Here is a 21,649-nt window from a genome sequence, read left to right as displayed (position 1 = left end):
CCGGGCCCCCGAAGGGTCCGGCGGCGGCCGTCTGTTAAGTTCATCGGGCGCTACGCATTGAAACGGTTCAACCATTCCCCCGGAAGGAACCGCACCACGATGACGTACCTCCGCTCCCGCAGACGCCTGCTCACCCTCGCCGCCGCGACGGCCGCCGCGACCGCAGCCGCCCCGGCGGCCCTCGCGGCCGCTGCCACAGGCCGCCGCTGGACCCGGATAGCCCACGACGACTTCCGCCACGGCACCCGCCAGTGGACCGCCGAGCTGGAGAGCGGCGGGACGGTACGGGCCCGGCACGGGGTGCTCGACGTCGACGTACCGGGCGGCGCCACGGTCTGGTTCACCCGCGAGCTGACCGGCCCGTACGTGATCGAGTACACGGCCACCCCGGTCTCGGCGGGCGGCCCCAACGACCACGTGACGGACCTCAACGCCTTCTGGAACGCCCGCGACGTCCGCTCCCCCGGCGACCTCTTCGCCACCCCCCGCAGCGGCACCTTCGCCGACTACGACCTGCTGAAGACCTACTACGTCGGCTACGGCGCCAACCTCAACACCACCACCCGCATGCGCCGCTACGCCGGCGAGCCGGGCAACCGCCCCCTGCTCTTCGACCTCACCGAACCACTCCTCACCCCGAACGCCCCGCACCGCGTCCGCCTGATCTCCGCCGGGCGGACCGTCCAGTACTGGAGCAACGACCAGCTCCTCTGCGACTACCGGGACCCCGAGCCGTACACCAGCGGCTGGTTCGGCTTCCGCACCGTCGCCAGCCACTTCCACCTGACGAATTTCGCGATCTGGCGGCCGCGCCGCCACCGCTGAGGAAACCCGCCCAGATTGCCGTGGCCCCGCCGGGGCCACGGCAAGGCCGCCAGCTCGCCAGCGGCTCCGCGCCCCGATCACCACCATCGTGGCCCGCCGTCGATCACCGGGCCGCTTCGGCCTTACGCAGCGCCTCCCGGTGCTCCCCGCTCCACGCGGCCCCCTGAAGGTTTTCCGGCAACCCCCGCAACCCGGCGGACAGATGATCGGCAGCCTGGTCGTAGCGCCCCAGCGCCAGCGTGGCCAACCCGAGGTTCAGACGGTTGAACTCCGGAGTCAGCCAGTAGGCCGTATCAGGCGGGGGCACTCGGGCCGCTATGTCCGTCAGCCGCTCCGCACGCTCGACCATGCGCAGCGCGCGGTCGGTCTCACCCAGCTCAGCCCACCCCGCCGCCGATTGAAGGATGTCTCCCAGCCGCTGCGCGGGGTGAGCGCCTGGAGCGTCCGCTGCCGCCGCGAACCATCGCGCGATCCCCTGGGGCCGCCCCTGCTGCCGGGCAATGTAGCCCTTGAAATTGAGTGCCTGCGCCGCGAGCGCACCGTCTCCGATTTCGTCGGCCAGCTCCAACGCGTCCGTGAGGAGGCGCAGCGCCTTGGTATCGTCGCGCACCTGAGCCAGCATCCAGCCACCGAATTGAACGAACTCGGATGCCACCGCTGTCAGCTGCCCACGATGCGGCCCTCGTGCGCCCTTCAGCATGCAGGTGATCACGTTCATTTGAGCGAGGGTTGCGGAGAGCATGGATTCAGGTCTGACTACGTCGTCCAGGCGACGGTACGCACTCAACACGCCCGCGAGAGCGTCCACGGTGCCTGCGTCCAGCCGGGACGGCTGAGCGGCACTCCTGGCGACCCGCGAGGCGTCATCCGGGCTCAGCGTGGTTTCGGAAAGCGCTCCCCCAGCCCCGACGAGTTGGTCAAGCGCCGTTGCCAGCTTCTCGGAAGGCCTCTGTTTCCCGTTCAGGACACGCGAGAGGTAGGCGACGTCGTAATTGAGGGCGCGGGCAGCCGCACACATGGAATAGCCACTGTCCCGTAGCGCCCGGCGAGCGAGATCCGCAAAGTCACTCACAGTGAACCCCTTGTCATTGACTGATTCCTCTCGACATCGTCAATGCCGGTCAACTCCCGCGTAAGCAGCGGAAACTCAACGATAGCTGAGCACAAAGCATCCGAGACGTGACCACGTCCCGGAGCATGACGTAACAGCTATTGAGGAGCCGAAAACGTGAACGACATCAAGGGCTTGCGACTGCTGCCATGGTCTACCCCGGAGGGCAAGCCGTGCTTCCTGGCGACGGACGGCGGCAACACCCGCCTGAGCCGCAGGGCAGACGAGATCGAGACCCTGCAACTGGCCATGGGCTCTGAACTCCTCGGTCACGCCACCTCGTTGCTGAGTGATCGCAAGGCGAACGCCGGAGAAGTCCGCTTTCTGGCGGAGCGGCTGTGCGAGGCATTGCGCGACGTACTTCGGGTGGCAGAGAGCCGGGGCGCACGCCTGCCCGCGTACGCCGACGCCGCCGAGCCAGGCGTCGGTGAACGCGGCGGCAACCCCTGAGCTGTTCGCACGCTCTTGACGCGGGGTGACCGTCCCAGCGAAGCTCGTGCAAGTTGGCGTAAGCCACTCGACACCGGAGGCAGCCATGGCACTGCGGTTCATCGGGATTGATCCGGACACGGGTCAGCAGGGCTCCCCCACCATCTGGGTAGACGAGGAGAAGGGCGAACTGGTGCTTCAAGGCTGGAAGCCGGACGAGGAGCTGACGGCGCGCTGCGCCGCGTTCGAAGCTCCGGGGCACCTGCCCGGGATTCCCGCGCACGAAGCTGTGATCCGGATTCCATTCCGCATGGTGCCGGTGCTGAGGGAGGCGTGCGATGTCGCTCAACGAGCCGGGCTTTGAGGAGTTGCTGGCCTCTGCCAAGCACACGGCCCTGCACCTGGAGATGCGGGATGTGTATGGCGTGGGTGACGAAGCCGAGGACTTCGAGACGTGGAAACGTACCGGGCGACGTGATGTGGACCCCGCGTCCGCCTACTGGTCCCCCTGGGCCACTCTGATGCGTTCCACGGTGGCCAGAGGCGTGGCCGTCCGCCGTGCTCGCATCGTCTCCGAGCCCGTCACGGAATACATCCGGTACGAGCACGCCGGGACCGTTGTCAACCTCCACGCGGGGGAACAGGTGCGGTGGCTTCCCCGGCGGCAGGCGTCGGACCTCGCCCTGCCCGGGAACGACTGCTGGGTGTTCGACGACCAGGCCGTCCTGTTCAATCACTTCTCCGGGAGTGGCAACTGGTCCGAGCCCGGCTGGGAGGTACGTACCGAGCAGGCCGTGGTCCAGTTGGCGGGGTCGGCGTTCGAGGCGGTCTGGGAGCGCGGCATTCCACACGAGAAGTACACGGTCTGATCAGCGAAGCACCGAAGAGTCGACTCATGTCCGCGTCCCCCTCCTCCAGCGCCCAGGCCGCCCGTGCGGTTCTGGCCGCTCGCCTTGGGGAGTTGCGCAGAGACGCGGAGCTGACGGGGCACGAGTTGGCTCTCCGGTGCGGCTGGAGTCCCGCGAAGTCGTCTCGCATCGAGCGAGCCAGGACTCCCGCTTCCGACGCCGACATCCGCGCATGGTGCACAGCATGCGGAGCGGAGGACCAGGCGGACGACCTGGTCGCGGCGAACCGCCAGGCCGACCACATGTACGTGCAGTGGAAGAAACTGCATCGGCACGGAATGCGCCGTGCGCAGGAGGACGTCGTACCGCTGTACGAGCGCACTCGGAACTTCCGGGTGTACTGCTCGAATGTCGTCCCCGGCATGGTGCAAACCGAGGCGTACGCGACGGCCTTGCTCTCCACGATTGCCGCCTTCCAGGAGACCCCGGACGATTCACCGAAGGCAGCGGCCTCACGCATCGAGCGCTCACGGGTCGTGCACGAGGGGTGCCACACCTTCGCGCTGCTCCTGGAAGAGACCGTGCTGCGGTACCGGATCGGTGACTCCGGCACGATGGCGGGCCAGCTTGGCCATCTGCTGGCGGTGATGGCGCTTCCCAACGTCAGCCTCGGCATCATCCCGTTCACCGCCGAGCGGCGCGTGTGGCCGCTGGAGGCCTTCTATCTGTTCGATGACCATCAGGTGAGTGTCGAACTGCTGACGGCCGCGGTGAATGTGTCGGCCCCCAGCGAGATCGCCGTGTATGCCAACGCGTTCTCCCAACTGGCCGAGATCGCCGTCTACGGCTCGGACGCCCGGACCCTGATCACTGAGGCGATCAATAAGCTTCGGTGATTCGTGTGCAATCTCATGCAAGAACATGGCCCGCCGACTCCCGCGCCTCCTAACGTCTTGGCAACCGAGGCATTGGTGCGACGAGGCGGAGACGACCACACCATGGGTACCACCGAGTTCGAGGGCAGGGCGCTGGGCATCGACGTCGCGGCCATCACCGCGACGATCAGGCAGCGTGGCGGTGCACATGTGGCCGACCGTCTGATGCGCCGACATGTGTACGACATCGTCCCCGGCGAGCAGGGGCGATGGATCCGGTTACGAGACACCGGCTCCGAGGTCACGCTCTGCGTCAAACACATCACGTCCGACGCTATCGACGGCACTCGCGAGGAGGAAGTGGCCGTATCCAGTTTCGAGGACACCCACGCTCTCCTGAATCTGATGGGATTCACCGCAAAGGCATATCAGGAGAACCGGCGGACCTCGTACGTTCTGGAGGGGGTACGCCTGGAGATCGACTCCTGGCCGCTCATCCCTCCCTACTTGGAGATCGAAGGCGACAGCACCGAGGAAGTAACCTCCACGGCCAAGCTTCTCGGGCTGGACCCGGGCAGCCTCACCGGCGCGAACACCCTCGGGATCTACGCCCGGTACGGCATCGATCTCACGCAGATCAAGGACCTGCGTTTCCCGGATTGAGGGCACCTCTGCGAGAGGACTCCTGTGTACGAGGAAGACTTATCCGCTCTGCCGGTTTCGGTGGTGCCGGACCGCACCGTACGCGTGAAGATTATTGACGCCTGCGGGTTGGCCTGTGGCTTCTGCCACAACGAGGGAACGCCGGTCGCCGCCGACAATATCGGGCGCCGACCGGAGGAATTCAGCGGTGCGTCCGGCAAGACGGGGCGAGTCTCCATCTACCTGCCCACCAACGGGGCGAACTTCTTGCCCGCACGGATCGAACCCGACGCTGATTTCGCTCTGGCCCTGGCCGCCATACGAGGCGCCGTGGAGACCAATGAAGTCCACTTCACCGGCGGAGAACCTACTCTCCATCCTAAGCTGCCAGACCTGGTCGCCAGAGCCCGCCAACTCGGGCTGATCGTTGGCCTGACATCCAACGGCGAAAACGGTGCAGCCGTACTGGAAGAATGCGCGAAGGCCGGACTCGACCGCGTCAACCTGTCCGTATTCGGCACGACCGCCGACGAACTGGCCGCCGTGCAAGCACCGCGCTTCGCTTCCGCCGAGCTTGCGCAACGGAAAATCTCCGCACTTCACGCAACCATTGAGACTGCGCAGAAATGCGGAATCAAGGTGTCGGCCAACCTGGTGGTGCCGGACAGGAGCCATGTGCCGAGAGTCCTTCGGGTCATCGAGGACCATGGGCGGAATGTCGTGGTCCGCATGCTCGTCAATCTCGAAGACGGCGGGTCGTCACTGGCTGCGATGCGAGAGGTGCTGGACACCCTGGGTGCCGTGCCGGTACGCCACATCTTCACGGCGGGCACCTCGGACCAGCGCACGCGGTACCGCCTGCCGGACGGGCGCACCCTCTACGCCAAATCCATTCGTCCCGTACGGCTTCCCGGGACGTGCGCGGTCTGCCGCTTCAACAACGGCACCGACTGCCAGGAGGGGTACTACGGAATCCGACTCTACCGGGCGAGGAACGGCCCCTTCATGGTCGGTGTGTGCATTCAGCGAATGGATCTCTGTACGACGCTTGGTGAGTTCGTCATGAGCAAGATCCGTGATGAAGTCCGCTACCTGAGGGATCAGGAATTGCTGCGTCTGCGCATGGAGCACAGATCTCAGATCCGAGAAGCGGCGTAGACGGCGTCGTCGGCGCGTAACGGGCTAAACCCGGGTCACGAACGATGTGTCGCTGCACGCCGCGTCAAGCCAGTGGCGCGGGTGGACCAGTTCACGCGTGGGCGAAATGATGGCGGCCGCACCCGAGCCGCGCGGCGGCGCCCGCACTCCGGCCGATTCGAACGACTGCTACCTCCGCCGCGCTCTCGGTCGAGGCATCGGCTGATCTGATCGCAGAGATAAGGAAGAACACATGAGCCATGTAGACGACGCCTCCGCCCTCCCGGTGACGTGGTGGAAGTCCTCGTTCAGCGACAGCGGGGCGCAGTGCGTCGAGTGCGGCGTCGTCGATGCCGAGACGGTGGCCGTCCGGGACAGCAAGCGCCCGAACGGCCCCGCGCTGCTGTTCCCCCGCGAGGCGCTGTCCGCGTTCGCCGCCGCCGCTGCCTCGGGGGAGTTCGGCAGCGTCGAGTAGGGGCGCCACACGCACAACGACGGCCCGCCCCCACGGCATTCGGAGGCGGGTCGTCCGCATGGGTGGACCAGAGCCTGCGATCAGACGGAGTCGATCAGGGTCAGGTCCGGGGGGACCAGGGTGGTCGACAGCATCAGGGCTCGGATCAGGTGGTCGTTGAGGGCGTTGCCGACCGGTTCGCCGACCTCCTCGCGGGTCAGCCAGGGGACGCCGTCGCGGGAGAGGGTGGTGCGGACCCGGTTGACCAGGTGCTCGACGCGTTTCTCGCGCCAGCCCGCGCCGGGGCGCAGTTCGGCGAGGTGTTCGGCGGTCTGCTTCCAGGTGAGGGGCTGGGGGCGGGGTTCGTGGCGGAGATAGCGCTGGCCCAGGACGACGAGGGCGAGCTTCTCGTCTTCGGTGAGCACCCACACCCGGGGTGGGCGGGTGACGTCGCCGGGGCGTGGGGCGGGTGGCGCGTCCTCGGGGCCGGTGACGAAGAGTTCCAGGAGGTGTTCGCGGTCGCCCGAGCCACGGACGAAGAGCGGGGTGTAGCCGGTGGCGAGGGGGAGGGGGTCCTCGCCGGTGAACAGCAGCCGGGCCGGGATGCGGAGGGGCAGTCGGCCGGTGCTGGTCACCCACCAGCGGCCTGCGTGGTGGGTGAGCTTGCCGTGGCGGCGGCTGACCTGGGCGTCGTCCTCGCCCAGGCACACATGGACCTCGGGCCGGTTGCGGCCGAAGATCAGCTCGCGGCCGTCGCCGGGGCCCAGCCGCATGCCGCCGGTGAGGGCGAGGGCGAAGACGGTGCCGGGCACCGGGGAGGTCACGCCGCGGGCGAGGCTGCCGTGGGTGGCGGGCAGCGCCCGGAGGGGGCTCGGCGCGGTCATGGCTTCGGGAGCTTCTTCGCGGCCGCGGCGGCGAGCGCCTTCGCGGTGCGGCAGAGCGTCGCGGACGACTGCGGTCCGTATGTGTTCAGCGTCAGCAGCTCGACGGTGGGGTCTCCGAGGGAGTTGCGGTACGAGCGGTGGAGGGTCCGTACGACGCAGGTGCCGTCGCCGTAGTCGTCCGGCGTTACGGTGCTCTTTCTCCCGGCGAGGACTGCGGGCCGCCCGTCGTCCATGTCGAACGTAGCGCTCCGGTCGAACTCCACCTCCACTCCGGCGTCGCCCGAGCTGTCCTCCCATGCGCACGCCCAGTTGCCGAAGCCCGGGTCCGAGGGGTGCGCGTCGACACCGGGCATCCGCCGCAGTGCGGTGGCGTCGAGCAGCGCGCACGCGTTCGACCGGGCCAGGGAGCGCGCGTTCGGCACGGAGGCGCGCCGCGGGACCTGGCCGCGGTCCAGCACCGAGACCGCGTGATCGGTGGCCGCGTCGCCCAGGGCGCACGGGTCGGGGGCGGAGGCGCTGAACCGCTTGGCGATCACCCGGATCTGTTTGCGGTCGGCGACCGCGATGGTGCGCTCACAGACGTCGCCGTCGCGCGGGGACGTCATGACCGTGACATTGCCGATCCTTCTGGCGGGCCGTTCGTCGCCCGGCTCGGCCGGATCGCCGTTGAAGTTGATCTGTACGTCCGCGACATCGTGGCCGTCGTCGCCGTGGACGAGGACGTCGCAGCGGTCCACCTCCCCGTAGTCCGGGTCGAGTTCGGTCTCGCCGAAGCGGCTCAGCGACGCGGCGTCCAGCAGCCTGCACGGGTCGGCCGTGCGGGGGTCGCCGATGGTGCCCGCCCGCCCGGCGGCCGGGGCCTTCGCCTCGCCACCTCCGCCGTCGCCCGGCGACCCGTGGGACTCGTCGGAGGAGCCGCCCGACCAGGGGCCGAAGAGGGCCAGCCCGGTCGCCAGGGCCGCCGCGGTGACAAGCGCGGTCGCGGTGATCACCACCCCGCGTCCCGGGCGGCGCCAGGTGCGGCCGACCGCCGGAGACAGCAGCCGCAGGGTGCGGAGAGTACGGTGCGGCGCGTGGAGTTCCGCCGCAGGGGGGAACTGCGCGCCGGGGGCGGCCTGCCGCAGCAGCCGCAGCGCCTTGGTCGCGGCGGGGCGCTGCTTCGGCTCCACCTCCAGCAGCGCGGCGAGCGGTTCGCCGAGCGGCCCGGCCCGGTGCGCGGTCCCGATGGAGCCGTCGATGGCCCGTGCCACGTACGCCATGGGGTGCGCGGCCTCCCCGTACGGGGACTGGCCCTCGACCGCCGCGAAGAGCGACGCGCCCAGCGAGAAGACGTCCGACTTCCGGTCGGCCGTGCCGCCCCGCGCCACCTCGGGCGGCAGATACGGCGGCTTGCCCTGCACCCCGCCGGTCACGGTCATGGTGACCTCGCTCCACAGCGCCCGGGAGATGCCGAAGTCGGTCAGCTTGGCCACCCTGTCGGCAGTGACCAGGATGTTCTCCGGGGTGACGTCGCCGTGCACCACGCCCTCGGCGTGGGACTTCGCCAGGGCTGCCGCGATCTGGCAGCCGATGGCGGCCGCTTCCTCCGGGGCGAGCGGGCCGCGCTCCCGCACCAGGTCCGCGAGGCTGGCGCCGGGCACGTATTCCATGACGATCCAGCAGACGTCGTCCCCGTCACCGAAGCCGCCCTCGACGAAGTCGAAGACCGAGACGATGTTCGGATGGTGCAGCCGCGCCGCGTTGCGCGCCTCCTTCTTCAGCCGCTGCGCCGCGCGCTCGTCGTCCGGGCGGGCGCACTTGACCGCCACCCGCCGGTCCAGCAGCTCATCGTGGGCCTGCCAGACGATGCCCATGCCGCCTCTGCCGATGGGCTCCTGGAGGAGATACCGGCCCGCGATCCTGTCCCCGGCTCCTGCCTTCACCCGTAAACCCCCGTACCCCGCGCCCCGCCTTGGTCAGGACACGGAGAGTACTTCAGCCGTCACGCGGCTGAATAGTGCTTCGCTAGGCGCACGCGACCTCGTCGCCGGTGACGGCCGCGATGCCGGGCCGGTCCCGGCGCGGGTCCTCGGTGCGTACCGGGCGTACGTCCTTGTAGTCCGCGCCGACCGTGACCTGCATGACTCCGCCCTGCCCCTTCACCGGCTTCAGCTGCGCGCCCGGCAGCGCGGCGGCCAGGGTGCGGACCGAGCGGTTCCAGACCGGGTCGTATGTGATGACCGTGCGCGCCAGGTCCTTGGTGGCCGCGTCGGCGGGGGAGCCGGTGGTGGCGAAGCCGGTGGCGTGCAGCGCCCGGTCCGCGCGCCGGGCGAGCCCGGCCGTCCCGGTGCCGTTGAGCACATGGACCCGTACCTGCTGCGGGGCCACGTCGACCACGGTGGCCTTGGGCTTCGCGCGGTGCGTGGTCAGCGGCCGGTCCTCGCGGATGGCGGCGAACAGCTGCTCGGCCTTGGGCCGGTCCCAGTGCAGCGTGGAGCCGACGCCCTTGAGCGGCTTCCCCGGCAGGATCACCGGGACCGAGGCGAACTCGGAGGACGCCGGGGTGAGGCCGTTCATCGCCCGGCCGAGCGCCATCAGGTCCTCCGCGCCGAAGCCGTGGTCGGCGCGGACCGAGCCGAGCAGGGTGGTGGCGACGGCGTTGAACCGCACCGGGTTCAGCAGGATGCCGCCCGCCGTCGTCTGGTGGAGCACCGAGGCCAGGAAGCGCTGCTGGCGCTGGATCCGGCCGAGGTCGGAGGTGCCGTCGGTGTGGCGGGAGCGTACGTACTGCAGCGCCTCGCCGCCGCGCAGCAGATGGGTGCCGGGCGGCAGGTCGAGGCCGGTGTGGTCGTCCTTGAGCCGCCGGGACGTGCACACCTTCACCCCGCCGACCACGTCGACGGTCCTCATGAAGCTGGTGAAGTCGACCTCCAGGTAGTGGTCGATGTGCACCCCGGTGGCGTGCTCGACGGTGCGTACGGTCAGGCTGGGCCCGCCCTCGGCGTACGCGGCGTTGAGCCGCTGCGGATGGGCGCGGTGCGGCTTCCCGGCGCGGTCGGTGTACGCGGGGATCACGGCGTACGAGTCGCGCGGCAGGCTGACCACGGAGGCCCGGCGCCGGTCCGCCGACAGATGGACCAGGATGACCGTGTCGGTGCAGCGGCAGGGCGCCCCGCCGAGCCGGTAGAGCGCCTTCTCCTGCGGGGTGATCTTGGACCGGCCGTCGGTGCCGACCAGCAGGAAGTTGACGCCGCCGCCCGCGCTCTTCGGCCGGTTGTCCAGGCCGCCGAAGGCGTCCACCCGGTGGATGCCGGATTCCAGCTCCCGGACCAGCAGATGCCCGATGGCGCTGACGGCCAGCACCAGGCACGCGACGAACAGGGCGATCCGCAGCCCCCAGCGACGGCGGCGGCCGGAGCGGGGCCGGGGGCGGGGGCGCGTCGATCGGGCCGGTGCACTCACCGAAGGAGACCTCCGTGAACGGGCCCGGCGGGACGGGCCCGGGCGGGGCGCTGGCGGGTCGGAACCGCTGTCACGGTAGGGCCATACGATGAGCGACCCGGCGCCCCACGCCGCCCGTACCGCCCGCTGCCACCCGGGCGGCGCGTTCCGGTGCCGCCATTCGCGGTACCGTGGGCCCGCTACTGCAGTCTCCTGGGGCCCCGTCCCCAGAAACCCCGAGGTGCCATGGACCCGCGTCAGCTCCCGGCCGTCTCCGTGATCATGCCGGTGCTCAATGAGGAACGCCATCTGCGCAACTCCGTGCGGCACATCCTGGAGCAGGAGTACGACGGTGAGATGGAGGTGGTGATCGCGGTCGGCCCGTCCTCGGACCGCACCGAAGAGATCGCCGCCCAGCTGGCCTCCGAGGACCCGCGGGTGAACACCGTGCCCAACCCCACCGGCCGCACCCCGGCCGCGCTGAACGCCGCGATCAAGGCGTCCCGCCACCCCGTGGTGGTGCGGGTCGACGGGCACGGCATGCTCTCGCCGAACTACATCGCGACCGCCGTGCGGCTCCTGGAGGAGACCGGCGCGCAGAACGTCGGCGGCATCATGCACGCCGAGGGCGAGAACGACTGGGAGCGGGCCGTGGCCGCCGCCATGACCTCGAAGATCGGCGTCGGGAACGCCGCCTTCCACACCGGCGGCGACGCGGCCCCCGCCGACACCGTCTACCTGGGCGTCTTCCGCCGTGAGGCGCTGGAGCGGCAGGGCGGCTACAACGAGGAGTTCATCCGCGCCCAGGACTGGGAGCTGAACTTCCGGATCCGCGAGGCGGGCGGTCTGGTCTGGTTCTCGCCCGAGCTGAAGGTCTCGTACCGGCCCCGGCCGAACGTGCGGGAGCTGGCCAAGCAGTACCGGAACTACGGGCGCTGGCGTCATGTCGTCGCCCGCTTCCACCAGGGCTCGATCAACGCCCGCTACCTCGCCCCGCCGACCGCCGTGGTGGCCATCGCGGTGGGCACCGTGGTGGGCGCCGCCGTCTCCCCGTGGGGCTTCCTGATCCCGGGCGGCTATCTGGCGGCCATCGCCGCGGGCTCGCTCCCGGCGGGCAAGGGGCTTCCGGCGGGGGCCCGGGTACGGATCCCGCTGGCGCTCGCGACCATGCACATGTCGTGGGGCTGGGGCTTCCTGACCAGCCCGAAGGCGCTCGCCAAGAAGGTCATCGCGAGCCGCCGCCCGGCGGTCATGGCGCAGGGCTAGACAGCCGTACGCACAGGGGGCCGGACCAGGCGGTCCGGCCCCTTCGTCGTACAGCTCCTCAGAACGTGTAGTCCGGGTTGACCGTCATGCACGCCTTCTTGTCCTCGCCGTTGAGCGCGTCGGCGCTCTCCGGCGTCTTGTCGTCCTCGGTCTTCGAGGCCTTCGGATAGGTCGTGCCCGCCCGCCAGTCGTTGCCGACCACCACGGTCACGTCCTCCACCGACTTCGACGACTTCACCGCGCTCTTGGGCAGCCCCAGCGCCTTGGCCACGGCGAGCGCGTCGCCCTGCTCGGCCTCGCTCGGGTAGGACACGGTGGTGTCGGCCTGCGAGATGAGCACGGTGTTCGCGGCGGCCTTGCCGTAGCCGAGCCGTACCAGCTCATTGGTGATCACACCGGCCCTGCCGGAGACCGGCCCGTACACCATGGACGCGGTGCCGTTCTGCACGACGACCGGGACCTCGCCCTTGGGCTGGGTGGGAGCCGGGGTCTTGTCGGGCTTCTTCTTGTCCTTGCCGTCCAGCGCCGTGTCGTTGCGCAGCAGCGAGAAGGTCTGCTCGGCGTCACCGGGCTTGGGCTCCACGAACTGCTCGTTCGCGCTGTACTGCCAGGGCATGGTGACCATGGTGGTGCGCTCCGTCGGCACCCGCTTGAGGTCGTTGCCCAGGTTGTAGAGCTTCTTGACGTCGCCGAGGCCGTGGTCGACGGTCAGCGCGTCGGTGGCCGCCTCCGCCAGGTCCATGAGCTTGCCCGGGTCGCTGAGCTTGGTGCCCTTCTTCAGCTGACGGATCATCGAGCTCATGTACATGTGCTGGGCCTTGGCCCGGCCGATGTCGGTGTTGTCCTCGAAGCCGTAGCGGGTCCGCAGCCACTGGAGGGCCTGGACGCCCTTGACGGAGTGGGTGCCCTTGGTCAGCCGCAGCCCCGAGCCATGGCCCTTGCTGTCGTGCGAGTAGACGTTGTCCTTCACGCACACCGGGACGCCGCCGACGGCGTCCGCCATGGAGACCACCCCACCGAAGTCGATCATCATGAAGTGATCGATGTATATGCCGGTGAGTTCCTTCCAGGTGGCGACCGTGCAGCCCGGACCGCCGTGCTGGAGCGACTGGTTGATGGCCGCCTCGGTCTTCGGGTAGACGCGCCCGCCGTCCGGGTCGGTGCACCGGGGGATGGTCACCCGGGTGTCGCGCGGAATGCTGACCACCGACATGTTGCTGCGGTCGGCCGAGACGTGCACCAGCATCTGCACATCGGCCAGCGGCTTGCGGTCGGCGTCCTGCTTGGCGCCGCCGAGCCGTACGTTCTCCGCGGTGTTACGGCTGTCCGAACCGATGAGCAGGATGTTCAGCGGGGTCTGGCCGTTGGCGTTCGGCTCGGGCTTGCCCAGCTTGCTGTCGCCGAGGTCGAGCGCTTCCTTCTTCAGATTCTCGTTCAGATGGTTGTAGTACAGGTAACCGCCGGCTGCCGCGCCCAACACGAGCACGGCGAGCGCCAGCGCGCTCCACCGCACCACGCGTAACCCCCGGCCGCCCTTGGCCGTCTTCCGCTGACCGCCCTGGCGGCGCCCCGCGCCACTGGACGCGGGGCCTTTCGTTCCGGGCGGGCTGTCACCCTCACCGGTGCCGCGGGGTTCGGGTACGGCCTGCCGCCGCCCCTCCCCCCGCACACTGCTCTGCCGCATCGGGCCCCTCCCCGTACTTCCTCGCTCGTCCGGACCGATGGGCGAGGGCGCTCCGACGGGCCGGGGGTGGTCACTTGGCGCAGACGTTCTTGTCGTCGGCTTCGACCTTCTGAATATCCTTCGGCGCCTTGGCCGGACCGGAGATGGGAGTGCCCGCGCCCTTGAAGTCCGCGCCGAGCGTCAGCGTCATCTCCGCCTTGGGGGCGGCGTCCTTCGTGCCTTCCTTCATCGCGGACGCGGGCAACCCCATGCTGTCGGCCAGCCGGCGCGCCTGGTCCGCCTGGTTGGGAGCGTACTCCAGAGTGGTCTTCTCCAGATCTGCCGGAGCGTTTCCGCCGTTGCTGGTGAGCGGCATCCCCTCGGTGTTCTGCATCCAGTCGAGGGTTTCCTGGGCGGCCCCCGTCTGCCCGCTGCCGTTCAGCACCTTGGCCCGGACCTCGGCCGCGTCGGCCTTCGGTCCCTTGAGGCGGGCGGCCTCCTTGTCCTTGGCCGCCTTCTCCTTCTTCTTGACCTCGGTCAGCGACACATCCTGCTGGACCATCTCGAACAGCGGCTCGGCCTTGGTCTGGTCGAGCAGCACCGTCGCTCCGTCGGTGTTGTCGACGACCGGAACCGTCGTGAAGGTCATGTTCTTCAGGTCGATCTTGCTGAGCGCCTTCCCCAGCGAGACCAGCTTGTCGACGGTGCCGATGCCGGTGTCCACGGTGAGCGCCTTGGTCGCGGTGTTGGCCAGGCCCCACATCTTGCTGGGGCTGCTGAGCGTCCCGTTCCCCTTCATCTTGCGCATCATCGAGCTGAGGAACTGCTGCTGCAGCTTGATCCGGTCCAGGTCGCCGCCGAAGCCCACGGAGTGCCGGGTCCGTACGAACGCCAGGGCGTCCTCGCCCTTGATGTTGTGGTTGCCCGCCGACAGCTTCAGATGCGACTTGGGGTCGTCGATGTCCTTGGCGAGACAGACGTCGACCCCGCCGACCGCCGTGGACATCGACTTGACGGCGTTGAAGTCCGCCATCATGAAGTGGGTGATGTCCAGCCCGGTGATCTTCTCGGCCGTCTTCATGGTGCAGCCGGGGTCGCGCCCCTCCTGGCCCAGGCTGGTGTTGAAGCGCACCTCCGACTGGCCCGGGATGATCTTCTTCGAGCCGTCCTTCTGCACGGTCGGGCAGTCCGGGATGTCGGTGACCATGTCGCGCGGAATGGACAGCACCGTCGCGTTGGTGCGGTCCCCGGAGACATGCATGACCAGCGTGGTGTCGGCGTGGCCGACGCTCCCCGCGTCACCGTAGCCCTCGTTGCCCTTGCCGTCGCGCCGGTCGGTGCCGATGAGCAGGATGTTCATCGGTCCGTCGGTGACCGCGGCGTTGTTCTCGCCGATGTCGACCTTGCTGATGTTGCCGTTGAGGTGCTGGTAGACGAAGTACGCCGCGGCCGAGCCGCCGACCAGCACGAAGGCCAGGGTGCCACTGCCCCAGTACAGCGCCTTCTTCGTCTTCGTCTTCTTCGGTTTCGGCTTTCTCCTGCTCGCGGGAGCCGCCGCCTTCTCCGGCTCCCGTTTCCCCGCCGCCCTCCTGCGCCCCCGCGGCTCGGACTCGGGGGTGCGACGACGGCCTGTGGTTCTGGGGGCCGGGTGGGGCTCGGCGGCCGAGGCCGTCTCCCCCGCAGGGTTCAGCCTCAGCTCATAGTTGCCGGTGTTCGGGTCGAACACCCACTGGTCGGCGGGGTCGATGTCACCGTCCCGCCCAGGGCCTTGCGCGTCCACGGTCGCCTGTGTCCTCCGTCGGTGCCACGCGGGCGCCTCCCCCTCAAGGCGCTCGGTCCGTCTTCATATACAGTGCGCGGTCACATCTAGGAGCGCACCGGATCGCTCACACTATCCGCCCGGATCCGCGTCAAGCGACGCCGGTGACAAATTCCACTTCCCTACAACTGGGCAATCTGCCCAATCCTTTCGAGATTCTTCACGAGTCCGGGCCCTTCCCTATGGCGGCCCATTACCCGCAGATGTCGCGGGCCGCCGTCGTCCCCTGGTACGGAGTGCGCTCCATGCCCTTGGGGTCCTCGCCGCGGCCGGCGGTGACGGCTCGGGTCACCGACACCGGGCGATCCAGGCGGAGTTGCTTGAACAACCGGTCGGCATCGGGCTGGACGAGTTCGTCACGGTTCTTGTTGTACGTATACGGCTGTCGCGGAATTGTCAGGAAACGGATCTTCTCGCGCGGGATGTCCCGCACCCCGCGCACCAGTCCGTACAGGTCCTTGAGGGTGTCCAGACCCGGATCCGTGGTCAGCGAGGAGGTCGCCGCGCTGAGCACCGGATACAGCTTCGCCGGATTGAGCAGCACACCATTGCTCTGCACTTTCTTCACAAGGGAGCTGAGGAACTCCTGCTGCCGGGCGATGCGCTCCGTGTCGCTGCCGTTACCGATCGAGTAGCGGGCGCGGACAAAGCCCAGCGCCTTCTCCCCGTGCAGGGTCTGACGGCCCGAGGGAAGCCGCAGATGCGCGTCGTCGTCGTCGACCGGTTCCGTGAGGCACACTTCGACGCCCCCGACCGCGTTCACCAGCTTCTTGAAGCCGCTGAAGTCCACGATCACATGGTGGTCCACCCGGATCCCGGTCAGCTTTTCCACGGTACGGATCGTGCAGGCCGCGCCGCCGAACTCGAACGCCCAGTTGAACTGGGCGAATCGGGGCGCCAGTCGGCCGCCGCCCTTCGGCCGGTCGCAGCCCGGCACGTCCACCATCAGATCGCGCGGGATGGAGACCGCGGTCGCGCTCTTACCGCCCGCCTGGAGGTGCAGCAGGATCGTGGTGTCCGAGCGCTGGGTGCCGGTGTCCCGGCCGTACTTGCTGTTTCCCTTGCCGCTCCGGTCGTCGGAGCCGATCACCAGGATGTTCTGCGCGTCCCGCACGACCGACACCGGCCGCTCGGCCTCGTACTTCTTCAGCTCGTCCGCGGTCCGGGTGTCGGTGCGGATGTTGCGGTCGAGGCGTTCGTAGAACCACCACCCCGTCGCGGCGGCCGACAGCACCAGCAGGGTCGCGCCCAGCGCGACCACGCGCGGCCAGCGGCGTCTTCGCCCCGGCGCGGGCTCTTGGCCGTCAGTCGTCACGTCCGCGTCCTCCCACTCCGCCTCCCGCCCGGCAGCGGACGGGAGCGGTATCGCGTGCTGGGCCGATCATTGGGACAGACATGCGAACCCCGCACATGGTTGTACGTATCCGTCGATCATCGCGCGGGGTGCACGCCGGGGCGCGCGGGCTCGGCCCAGCGGTCCGCCGGACGGGGGTCGGGCGGACGGCCGGGCCGTGGGGGCGTGGGGGACGAAGGGCCGTTACAGGGTGACGCGCTCGCTCTCCCGGCGCTCCGCGAGCGCCTTCTCGTCCAACTGGTCCAGATGGCGGCACAGCACCACCGAGCCGCCCGCCGCCAGCGGCGCGTACAGCCCGTACGACAGCCCCTCCCAGTCGTCGTACGGCAGCCCCGACAGCACCCGGGAGCCCGGCGCGAGCCCGCGCCCGGCCGCGTCCGCGCGCGCCCGCTCGACCAGCTCCGCGCCGGTCAGTTCCAGACCGCCGACCGCCAGCGCGGGCGCGTCCGGGTCCACCGGGGCGTACGGAGCGAAGCGGTCACCCTGGCTCGGCACCTCCACGGCGTAGTCGGCGAACCCCTGCGGCTGCTGCGGGAACCGGCCGCCCAGGGGGCGCAGGGCGAGCGCCACCCGCTCCCCGGAGCACGCGCGCGCCTCCTCCAGGGTGTCCGGCCCGCTCACCACCACATCGGCCGCGGCCGGATCGCCGCCGACGTCCGCGAGGACCCCGACCGACGAGCAGGCCAGCAGCCACACCGCGGTCTGCCAGTGGGCGGGCAGCAGCAGCGCGACCCGGTCGCCGGGGGCCACGGCCAGATCGTCCTGCAGCAGATTGGCGGTCTTCGCCACCCAATTGGCGAACGTGGCCACGGAGAGTTCGACGCGTTCGCCCGTGGCGTCGTCGTAGAAGGTCACGAGGGGGCGCGCGGGATCCGCGGCGAGCGCGGATCGCAGCAGGTCGGCGGGGGCGCGATCGGTGGCGTTCATCCGCGCAAGGGTACGCGCCCGACACGCCGCGCCAGGGGGTCGCCCGACTCTTCCAGTCGGGCGCTCACCGCGCGTCCGAATAGACACTTGTGTCACGATATGCACAGGATTTTCATCATGCGTGGATTCCTTGCGTCCTCGGTCGGCGTCGTGTGCACCGCCGCCCTCGCCCTTCCGTCCGCCCTGGGCACCGCACATGCCCGGGCCGACCGCACCGGCCCCGTGGGCAGCACCCAGTCGCTGCCCCTCCTCCCACCCGCCGGTCTCGACCGGGGGTTGGCCGCCCCCGGCGGCGACCGCGCGCTCGCCGCCCGCGACGTGGCCCCCTTCTCCCTCGTCGGCGTCGTCTGGAACGACGCCTCCGCCGACCTCCGCGGCGATATCCAGGTGCGCACCCGCGCCGCCCGCACCGGTGTGTGGTCCGCCTGGCGCGACCTCCGGGTCTACCACGACGACGGCCCCGACCCGGCTCCCGCCGCGGCCCCTGGTGGCGCGCACGGCGGTGCCGCGGAGTCCGGCGCCACGGACGGCGGTGCCGCCGATGGTGGTGCCACGGACGGCGGTGGCGGGGGCCCGCGCGGTGGCACCGCCCCGCTGTGGGTCGGCGACTCCGACGGCGTGCAAGCCCGCGTGCGCGCCGCCGCACCACCCGCCGGAGCGGTTCCGGCCACCCTCCCCGCCGGGCTACGCCTCGAACTCGTCGACCCCGGCGCCGTCCCGGCCCCGGCCCCGCCCCCGGCCCACCCCACCCCCGTACAGCCGGTCCATCCGCACCCGACGGCCGTTCCGCACTCGCACCCCACGGCCGTTCCGCACCCGGACCCGCACCCGCACCCCACCGGCGACGTCGCGTCCCCCACGGCCCGGCCCACCCCCCGGCCCACGGCGCCCACTCCGCGTCCGTCCGGGACCACCCAACTCCCCACCGACCAGTCCGAGTCCAGCGCCGCCCGCCACACCGCACCCCGGCCGCGTATCGTCACCCGCGCCGGATGGGGCGCCGACGAGAAGATCCGCGAGAGCGGCCACGTCTACAGCAAGACCGTCAAAGTCGCCTTCATCCACCACACCGTGACGGGCAACAGCTACACCTGTGCCCAAGTCCCCTCCGTTTTGCGCAGTATCTACCGCTACCACGTCCAGAGCATGGGCTGGCGCGACTACGGCTACAACTTCACCATCGACAAGTGCGGAAACATCTACGAAGGCCGCTCAGGAGGCGTCACCAAAGCCGTACTCGGGGCGCACACCCTCGGGTTCAACCAGAACAGCATGGGCGTCGCCGTCCTCGGTACGTACTCCGCCAAGAAGCCCTCCGCCAAGGCCGTCAAGGCCATCGCCAAGCTCACCGCGTGGAAACTCGGCATCTTCAACCGGAATCCACGCGGTACCACCCATCTGGTGTCCGGCGGCGGCAACAAGTACAAAAAGGGCGCCAACGTGAAGCTGCGCGTCATCTCCGGACACCGCGACGGCTTCGCGACCGAGTGCCCCGGAAAGCGCCTCTACAGCAAGCTCGGCTCCGTACGCAGCACAGCCGCCCGGCTCCAGGGGCGCTGACCAGGCGCGGTCCGGGCTTCTGCATACACTGGTCCGCCGACCGGCGAGCCCGAGCAGGAAGCAGAGACTACGTGACCAAAGCGCCAGCAACGCCAGAAGCGATCCTCCTGGTCGGCGGCAAGGGAACGCGGCTGCGCCCCATGACGGTGCACACTCCCAAGCCGATGGTCCCGGCGGCTGGCGTTCCCTTCCTGACCCACCAACTCGCCCGCGCCCGCGCCGCCGGGGTCGAGCACATCGTGCTCGCCACCTCCTACCTGGCCGAGGTCTTCGAACCGTACTTCGGCGACGGCTCCTCCCTCGGTCTGCACCTGGAGTACGTGACCGAGGAGGAGCCGCTCGGCACCGGCGGCGCCATCCGCAACGTCGCCTCCCGGCTGCGCTCGGGCCCCGACGACCCGGTGCTCATCTTCAACGGCGACATCCTCACCGGCCTCGACATCCGCGCCCTCGTCGACACCCACTGCCGGACGGGCGCCGACGTCTCCCTCCACCTCACCCGGGTCCCCGACCCGCGCGCGTACGGGCTCGTGCCCACCGACGAGCACGGCCGGGTCACCGCCTTCCTGGAGAAGCCGCAGACCCCCGAGGAGATCGTCACCGACCAGATCAACGCGGGCGCGTACGTCTTCAACCGCTCCGTGATCGACGCCATACCGGCCGACCGGCCCGTCTCCGTCGAACGCGAGACCTTCCCCGGCCTCCTCGCCGCGGGCGCCCACCTCCAGGGCATGGTCGACTCCACGTACTGGCTCGACCTCGGCACCCCGCAGGCCTTCGTCCGCGGCTCCGCCGACCTGGTCCTCGGCCGCGCCCCCTCCCCGGCCGTCCCGGGCCGCTGCGGCGACCGCCTCGTCCTGGAATCCGCCACCGTCGCGGGCGACGCCAAGCTCACCGGCGGCACGGTCATCGGCCCGCAGGCCCACGTGGGCGCGGGCGCGCGCATCGACGGCAGCACGGTGCTGGAGGGCGCGGTGGTCGAAGAGGGCGCCGAGGTCCGCGACTCCCTGATCGGCGCGGGCGCCCGGGTCGGCGCCCGTACGGTCCTGCACGGCGCGGTCGTCGGCGACGGCGCCCTGGTGGGCCCGGACAACGAACTCTGCGACGGCGCGAGGGTGTGGTGCGACGTGGACATCCCACCGGGCGCGGTCCGCTTCTCGTCCGACCAGTAGAGCTGTGCCCTGCCGCTACATCGCCCGGAAGTCGCGCACCGCAAAGCGCGGTGCGCGCCGCGGCATCGCGGCCCGGCCCGACAGCAGGATCAACCGGGCCGCCCGGTGCCGCTGCCCGGCGTAGGGCGCGAGAAGCTCCAGCATCGCCGCGTCGTCCGTACCGCGTTCACCCGTGAGCGCGTAGCCGACCATACGGGGCAGATGCAGATCCCCGACCGTGATCGCGTCCGGCGTGCCGTTGCTGCGCTGCAGGGTCTCCGCCGCCGTCCAGGGGCCGATGCCCGGGATCAGCCGCAGCCGCTGTGAGGCGGCGTCGAGATCCATGGACGCGGCCTCCTCCAGCCGCCGGGCGACCCGTACGGCCCGCAGGATCGTCGCCGAGCGCTTGCCGTCCACCCCCGCGCGGTGCCACTCCCACGACGGGATCAGCGCCCAGGCGCGCGGATCGGGCATCACCCGCATGCGCTCCATCGGCCCCGGCGCGGGCTCACCGTGGCGCTGCAGCAGCAACCGCCAGGCCCGGTACGCCTCGTCGCTGGTGACCTTCTGCTCCAGGATCGAGGGGATCAGCGACTCCAGCACCAGCCCGGTCCGGATCAGCCGCAGCCCGGGATTCCGCCGGTGCGCCTCGTGGACGAGCCGGTGCCGTGGGGTGAACGCGGACGGATCGTCGTCGGCGCCGAGCAGCCCGGGCAGGTGGTCGAGCAGCCACTCGGCCCCCGGCCCCCAGGCCTGGGCCTCGACTCCCTTGCCGTCCCGCGCGATCCGCACGGTCCCGGGACCGTGCGGGGTCCGGCTGGCCCGCCAGAAGGCCCCGTCCGCGTCGACCCGGAACGCCGGATCCCCCGGCCCGCGCCGCAGCACACCGAGGTTCCGCGCGAGGTCGTACGCGCAGGAAGGCACCCACACACGACGTCCCACCACGCCGCCACCCTAAGCCCAGGGGGGCGGTCGGTTTCGCTGTTCCCCTGATCCGCCCCTCCCCGAAACCGGGGGCACCCCGGGCCCCGGGGTGGGCAGGGGGTTTCGTGGCCGGGTGCGGGCCGGTGGGTGGGTTGTGCCCACCCGTCCCTCCCCCAGCTACCGCTGGGAGGTGCCCCCCGGCGGGACGATTGCCCACAACGGGACGGGACCGGGCCGGGGTTTGGGGCCACCGGCGGGAGGGGGCGGGGTCGCAGGGGTGGGGGCCTGGACGACGACGTGTATTTGTGGCGCCTACTCCCGGCCCACCCCACGTTCTTCGGCGGTGGCGCCAAAAATATA

20 protein-coding genes and 1 pseudogene are annotated in these 21,649 nt (G+C 70.3%); 11 read left to right on the top strand and 10 right to left on the bottom strand.

Translation table 11 applies throughout. The annotated features are described in order from the left end of the window. Positions 1–99: 99 nt before the first annotated feature. Complete coding sequence (locus ACFV9T_RS32945) at positions 100–825, top strand: DUF6250 domain-containing protein (RefSeq protein WP_385446162.1); 726 nt, start codon at positions 100–102, stop codon at positions 823–825. A gap of 103 nt (positions 826–928) precedes the next feature. Here the strand turns inward: ACFV9T_RS32945 and ACFV9T_RS32940 are convergent, their stop codons facing one another. Both ACFV9T_RS32940 and ACFV9T_RS32935 read right to left on the bottom strand, forming a co-directional pair. Beyond that, positions 929–1,543, bottom strand: a complete 615-nt coding sequence (locus tag ACFV9T_RS32940) for a hypothetical protein (RefSeq protein WP_385446209.1) — start codon at positions 1,541–1,543, stop codon at positions 929–931. Between the two features lie 180 nt (positions 1,544–1,723). Continuing rightward, positions 1,724–1,897, bottom strand: a pseudogene (locus ACFV9T_RS32935) (helix-turn-helix domain-containing protein); the annotation flags it as partial. A 156-nt stretch (positions 1,898–2,053) separates the two neighbouring features. Here ACFV9T_RS32935 and ACFV9T_RS32930 point away from each other — a divergent pair. The 7 genes from ACFV9T_RS32930 (at position 2,054) to ACFV9T_RS32900 (ending at position 6,342) form a co-directional block, all read left to right on the top strand. Then, positions 2,054–2,386, top strand: coding sequence for a hypothetical protein (locus ACFV9T_RS32930; protein WP_385446161.1), 333 nt, complete (start codon positions 2,054–2,056; stop codon positions 2,384–2,386). An 85-nt stretch (positions 2,387–2,471) separates the two neighbouring features. Beyond that, positions 2,472–2,729 carry a hypothetical protein gene (locus ACFV9T_RS32925; RefSeq protein WP_385446160.1) on the top strand — a complete coding sequence of 86 codons (258 nt, stop codon included), beginning with the start codon at positions 2,472–2,474 and terminating at the stop codon, positions 2,727–2,729. Further along, on the top strand, positions 2,704–3,234 hold the full coding sequence (locus ACFV9T_RS32920; protein ID WP_385446159.1) for a DUF6879 family protein: 531 nt from the start codon (positions 2,704–2,706) through the stop codon (positions 3,232–3,234). Before ACFV9T_RS32925 ends, ACFV9T_RS32920 begins: the two co-directional genes overlap by 26 nt. Before the next feature lie 26 nt (positions 3,235–3,260). Then, positions 3,261–4,109 (top strand): helix-turn-helix domain-containing protein, encoded by an 849-nt coding sequence (locus tag ACFV9T_RS32915; protein WP_385446158.1) that lies wholly within the window; start codon positions 3,261–3,263, stop codon positions 4,107–4,109. Between the two features lie 102 nt (positions 4,110–4,211). Then, complete coding sequence (locus ACFV9T_RS32910; protein ID WP_385446157.1) at positions 4,212–4,751, top strand: class IV adenylate cyclase; 540 nt, start codon at positions 4,212–4,214, stop codon at positions 4,749–4,751. Positions 4,752–4,775: 24 nt separating this feature from the next. Next, positions 4,776–5,888, top strand: coding sequence for a radical SAM protein (locus ACFV9T_RS32905; RefSeq protein WP_385446156.1), 1,113 nt, complete (start codon positions 4,776–4,778; stop codon positions 5,886–5,888). A gap of 232 nt (positions 5,889–6,120) precedes the next feature. Then, positions 6,121–6,342, top strand: a complete 222-nt coding sequence (locus ACFV9T_RS32900) for a DUF397 domain-containing protein (protein WP_358615900.1) — start codon at positions 6,121–6,123, stop codon at positions 6,340–6,342. A gap of 80 nt (positions 6,343–6,422) precedes the next feature. Here ACFV9T_RS32900 and ACFV9T_RS32895 read toward each other — a convergent pair whose 3' ends face one another. The 3 genes from ACFV9T_RS32895 to ACFV9T_RS32885 form a co-directional block, all read right to left on the bottom strand. Continuing rightward, positions 6,423–7,205 (bottom strand): FHA domain-containing protein, encoded by a 783-nt coding sequence (locus ACFV9T_RS32895; RefSeq protein WP_385446155.1) that lies wholly within the window; start codon positions 7,203–7,205, stop codon positions 6,423–6,425. Further along, positions 7,202–9,127 (bottom strand): serine/threonine-protein kinase, encoded by a 1,926-nt coding sequence (locus tag ACFV9T_RS32890; RefSeq protein ID WP_385446154.1) that lies wholly within the window; start codon positions 9,125–9,127, stop codon positions 7,202–7,204. Before ACFV9T_RS32890 ends, ACFV9T_RS32895 begins: the two co-directional genes overlap by 4 nt. Before the next feature lie 82 nt (positions 9,128–9,209). Beyond that, positions 9,210–10,646 (bottom strand): LCP family protein, encoded by a 1,437-nt coding sequence (locus ACFV9T_RS32885; protein ID WP_385446153.1) that lies wholly within the window; start codon positions 10,644–10,646, stop codon positions 9,210–9,212. A 225-nt stretch (positions 10,647–10,871) separates the two neighbouring features. Between ACFV9T_RS32885 and ACFV9T_RS32880 the strand changes: the two genes are divergently transcribed. Beyond that, positions 10,872–11,891 carry a glycosyltransferase family 2 protein gene (locus ACFV9T_RS32880; RefSeq protein WP_385446152.1) on the top strand — a complete coding sequence of 340 codons (1,020 nt, stop codon included), beginning with the start codon at positions 10,872–10,874 and terminating at the stop codon, positions 11,889–11,891. A 58-nt stretch (positions 11,892–11,949) separates the two neighbouring features. Here the strand turns inward: ACFV9T_RS32880 and ACFV9T_RS32875 are convergent, their stop codons facing one another. The 4 genes from ACFV9T_RS32875 to ACFV9T_RS32860 all read right to left on the bottom strand — a co-directional run bounded on the left by ACFV9T_RS32875 (position 11,950) and on the right by ACFV9T_RS32860 (position 17,654). Continuing rightward, a complete protein-coding gene (locus ACFV9T_RS32875) occupies positions 11,950–13,575 on the bottom strand; it encodes an LCP family protein (RefSeq protein ID WP_385446151.1) in 1,626 nt (541 codons plus the stop codon). A 70-nt stretch (positions 13,576–13,645) separates the two neighbouring features. Further along, positions 13,646–15,334 carry an LCP family protein gene (locus ACFV9T_RS32870; protein ID WP_385446150.1) on the bottom strand — a complete coding sequence of 563 codons (1,689 nt, stop codon included), beginning with the start codon at positions 15,332–15,334 and terminating at the stop codon, positions 13,646–13,648. A gap of 232 nt (positions 15,335–15,566) precedes the next feature. Next, entirely contained in the window at positions 15,567–16,688 is a 1,122-nt protein-coding gene (locus ACFV9T_RS32865) for an LCP family protein (RefSeq protein ID WP_385446149.1), read from the bottom strand. 222 nt (positions 16,689–16,910) lie between these two features. Then, complete coding sequence (locus tag ACFV9T_RS32860) at positions 16,911–17,654, bottom strand: TIGR03089 family protein (protein WP_385446148.1); 744 nt, start codon at positions 17,652–17,654, stop codon at positions 16,911–16,913. Between the two features lie 117 nt (positions 17,655–17,771). On the opposite strand from ACFV9T_RS32860, the gene ACFV9T_RS32855 reads away from it, so the two are divergent. Together ACFV9T_RS32855 and ACFV9T_RS32850 are read left to right on the top strand one after the other, a co-directional pair. Then, positions 17,772–19,214: a peptidoglycan recognition protein gene (locus tag ACFV9T_RS32855; protein WP_385446147.1), complete on the top strand. Its 1,443-nt coding sequence runs from the start codon at positions 17,772–17,774 to the stop codon at positions 19,212–19,214. A gap of 71 nt (positions 19,215–19,285) precedes the next feature. Then, entirely contained in the window at positions 19,286–20,386 is a 1,101-nt protein-coding gene (locus ACFV9T_RS32850; protein WP_385446146.1) for a sugar phosphate nucleotidyltransferase, read from the top strand. 15 nt (positions 20,387–20,401) lie between these two features. On the opposite strand, the gene ACFV9T_RS32845 is transcribed toward ACFV9T_RS32850, so the two are convergent. Then, positions 20,402–21,310 carry a DNA-3-methyladenine glycosylase family protein gene (locus ACFV9T_RS32845; RefSeq protein WP_385446145.1) on the bottom strand — a complete coding sequence of 303 codons (909 nt, stop codon included), beginning with the start codon at positions 21,308–21,310 and terminating at the stop codon, positions 20,402–20,404. Positions 21,311–21,649 lie beyond the last annotated feature (339 nt).

It is taken from the genome of Streptomyces sp. NPDC059850, from assembly GCF_042731515.1.
Taxonomy (GTDB): Bacteria; Actinomycetota; Actinomycetes; order Streptomycetales; family Streptomycetaceae; genus Streptomyces.
This window is presented reverse-complemented; position numbering and strand designations above follow the sequence as displayed.

Excerpts from the sequence above, each read along its gene's own strand:
- ACFV9T_RS32920 (WP_385446159.1), top strand. The coding sequence starts at position 2,704 with ATGTCGCTCAACGAGCCGGGCTTTGAGGAGTTGCTGGCCTCTGCCAAG.
- ACFV9T_RS32880 (WP_385446152.1), top strand. The coding sequence starts at position 10,872 with ATGGACCCGCGTCAGCTCCCGGCCGTCTCCGTGATCATGCCGGTGCTC.
- ACFV9T_RS32910 (WP_385446157.1), top strand. The coding sequence starts at position 4,212 with ATGGGTACCACCGAGTTCGAGGGCAGGGCGCTGGGCATCGACGTCGCG.
- ACFV9T_RS32925 (WP_385446160.1), top strand. The coding sequence starts at position 2,472 with ATGGCACTGCGGTTCATCGGGATTGATCCGGACACGGGTCAGCAGGGC.
- ACFV9T_RS32895 (WP_385446155.1), bottom strand. The coding sequence starts at position 7,205 with ATGACCGCGCCGAGCCCCCTCCGGGCGCTGCCCGCCACCCACGGCAGC.
- ACFV9T_RS32855 (WP_385446147.1), top strand. The coding sequence starts at position 17,772 with ATGCGTGGATTCCTTGCGTCCTCGGTCGGCGTCGTGTGCACCGCCGCC.
- ACFV9T_RS32915 (WP_385446158.1), top strand. The coding sequence starts at position 3,261 with ATGTCCGCGTCCCCCTCCTCCAGCGCCCAGGCCGCCCGTGCGGTTCTG.
- ACFV9T_RS32900 (WP_358615900.1), top strand. The coding sequence starts at position 6,121 with ATGAGCCATGTAGACGACGCCTCCGCCCTCCCGGTGACGTGGTGGAAG.
- ACFV9T_RS32945 (WP_385446162.1), top strand. The coding sequence starts at position 100 with ATGACGTACCTCCGCTCCCGCAGACGCCTGCTCACCCTCGCCGCCGCG.
- ACFV9T_RS32940 (WP_385446209.1), bottom strand. The coding sequence starts at position 1,543 with ATGAACGTGATCACCTGCATGCTGAAGGGCGCACGAGGGCCGCATCGT.
- ACFV9T_RS32860 (WP_385446148.1), bottom strand. The coding sequence starts at position 17,654 with ATGAACGCCACCGATCGCGCCCCCGCCGACCTGCTGCGATCCGCGCTC.
- ACFV9T_RS32875 (WP_385446151.1), bottom strand. The coding sequence starts at position 13,575 with ATGCGGCAGAGCAGTGTGCGGGGGGAGGGGCGGCGGCAGGCCGTACCC.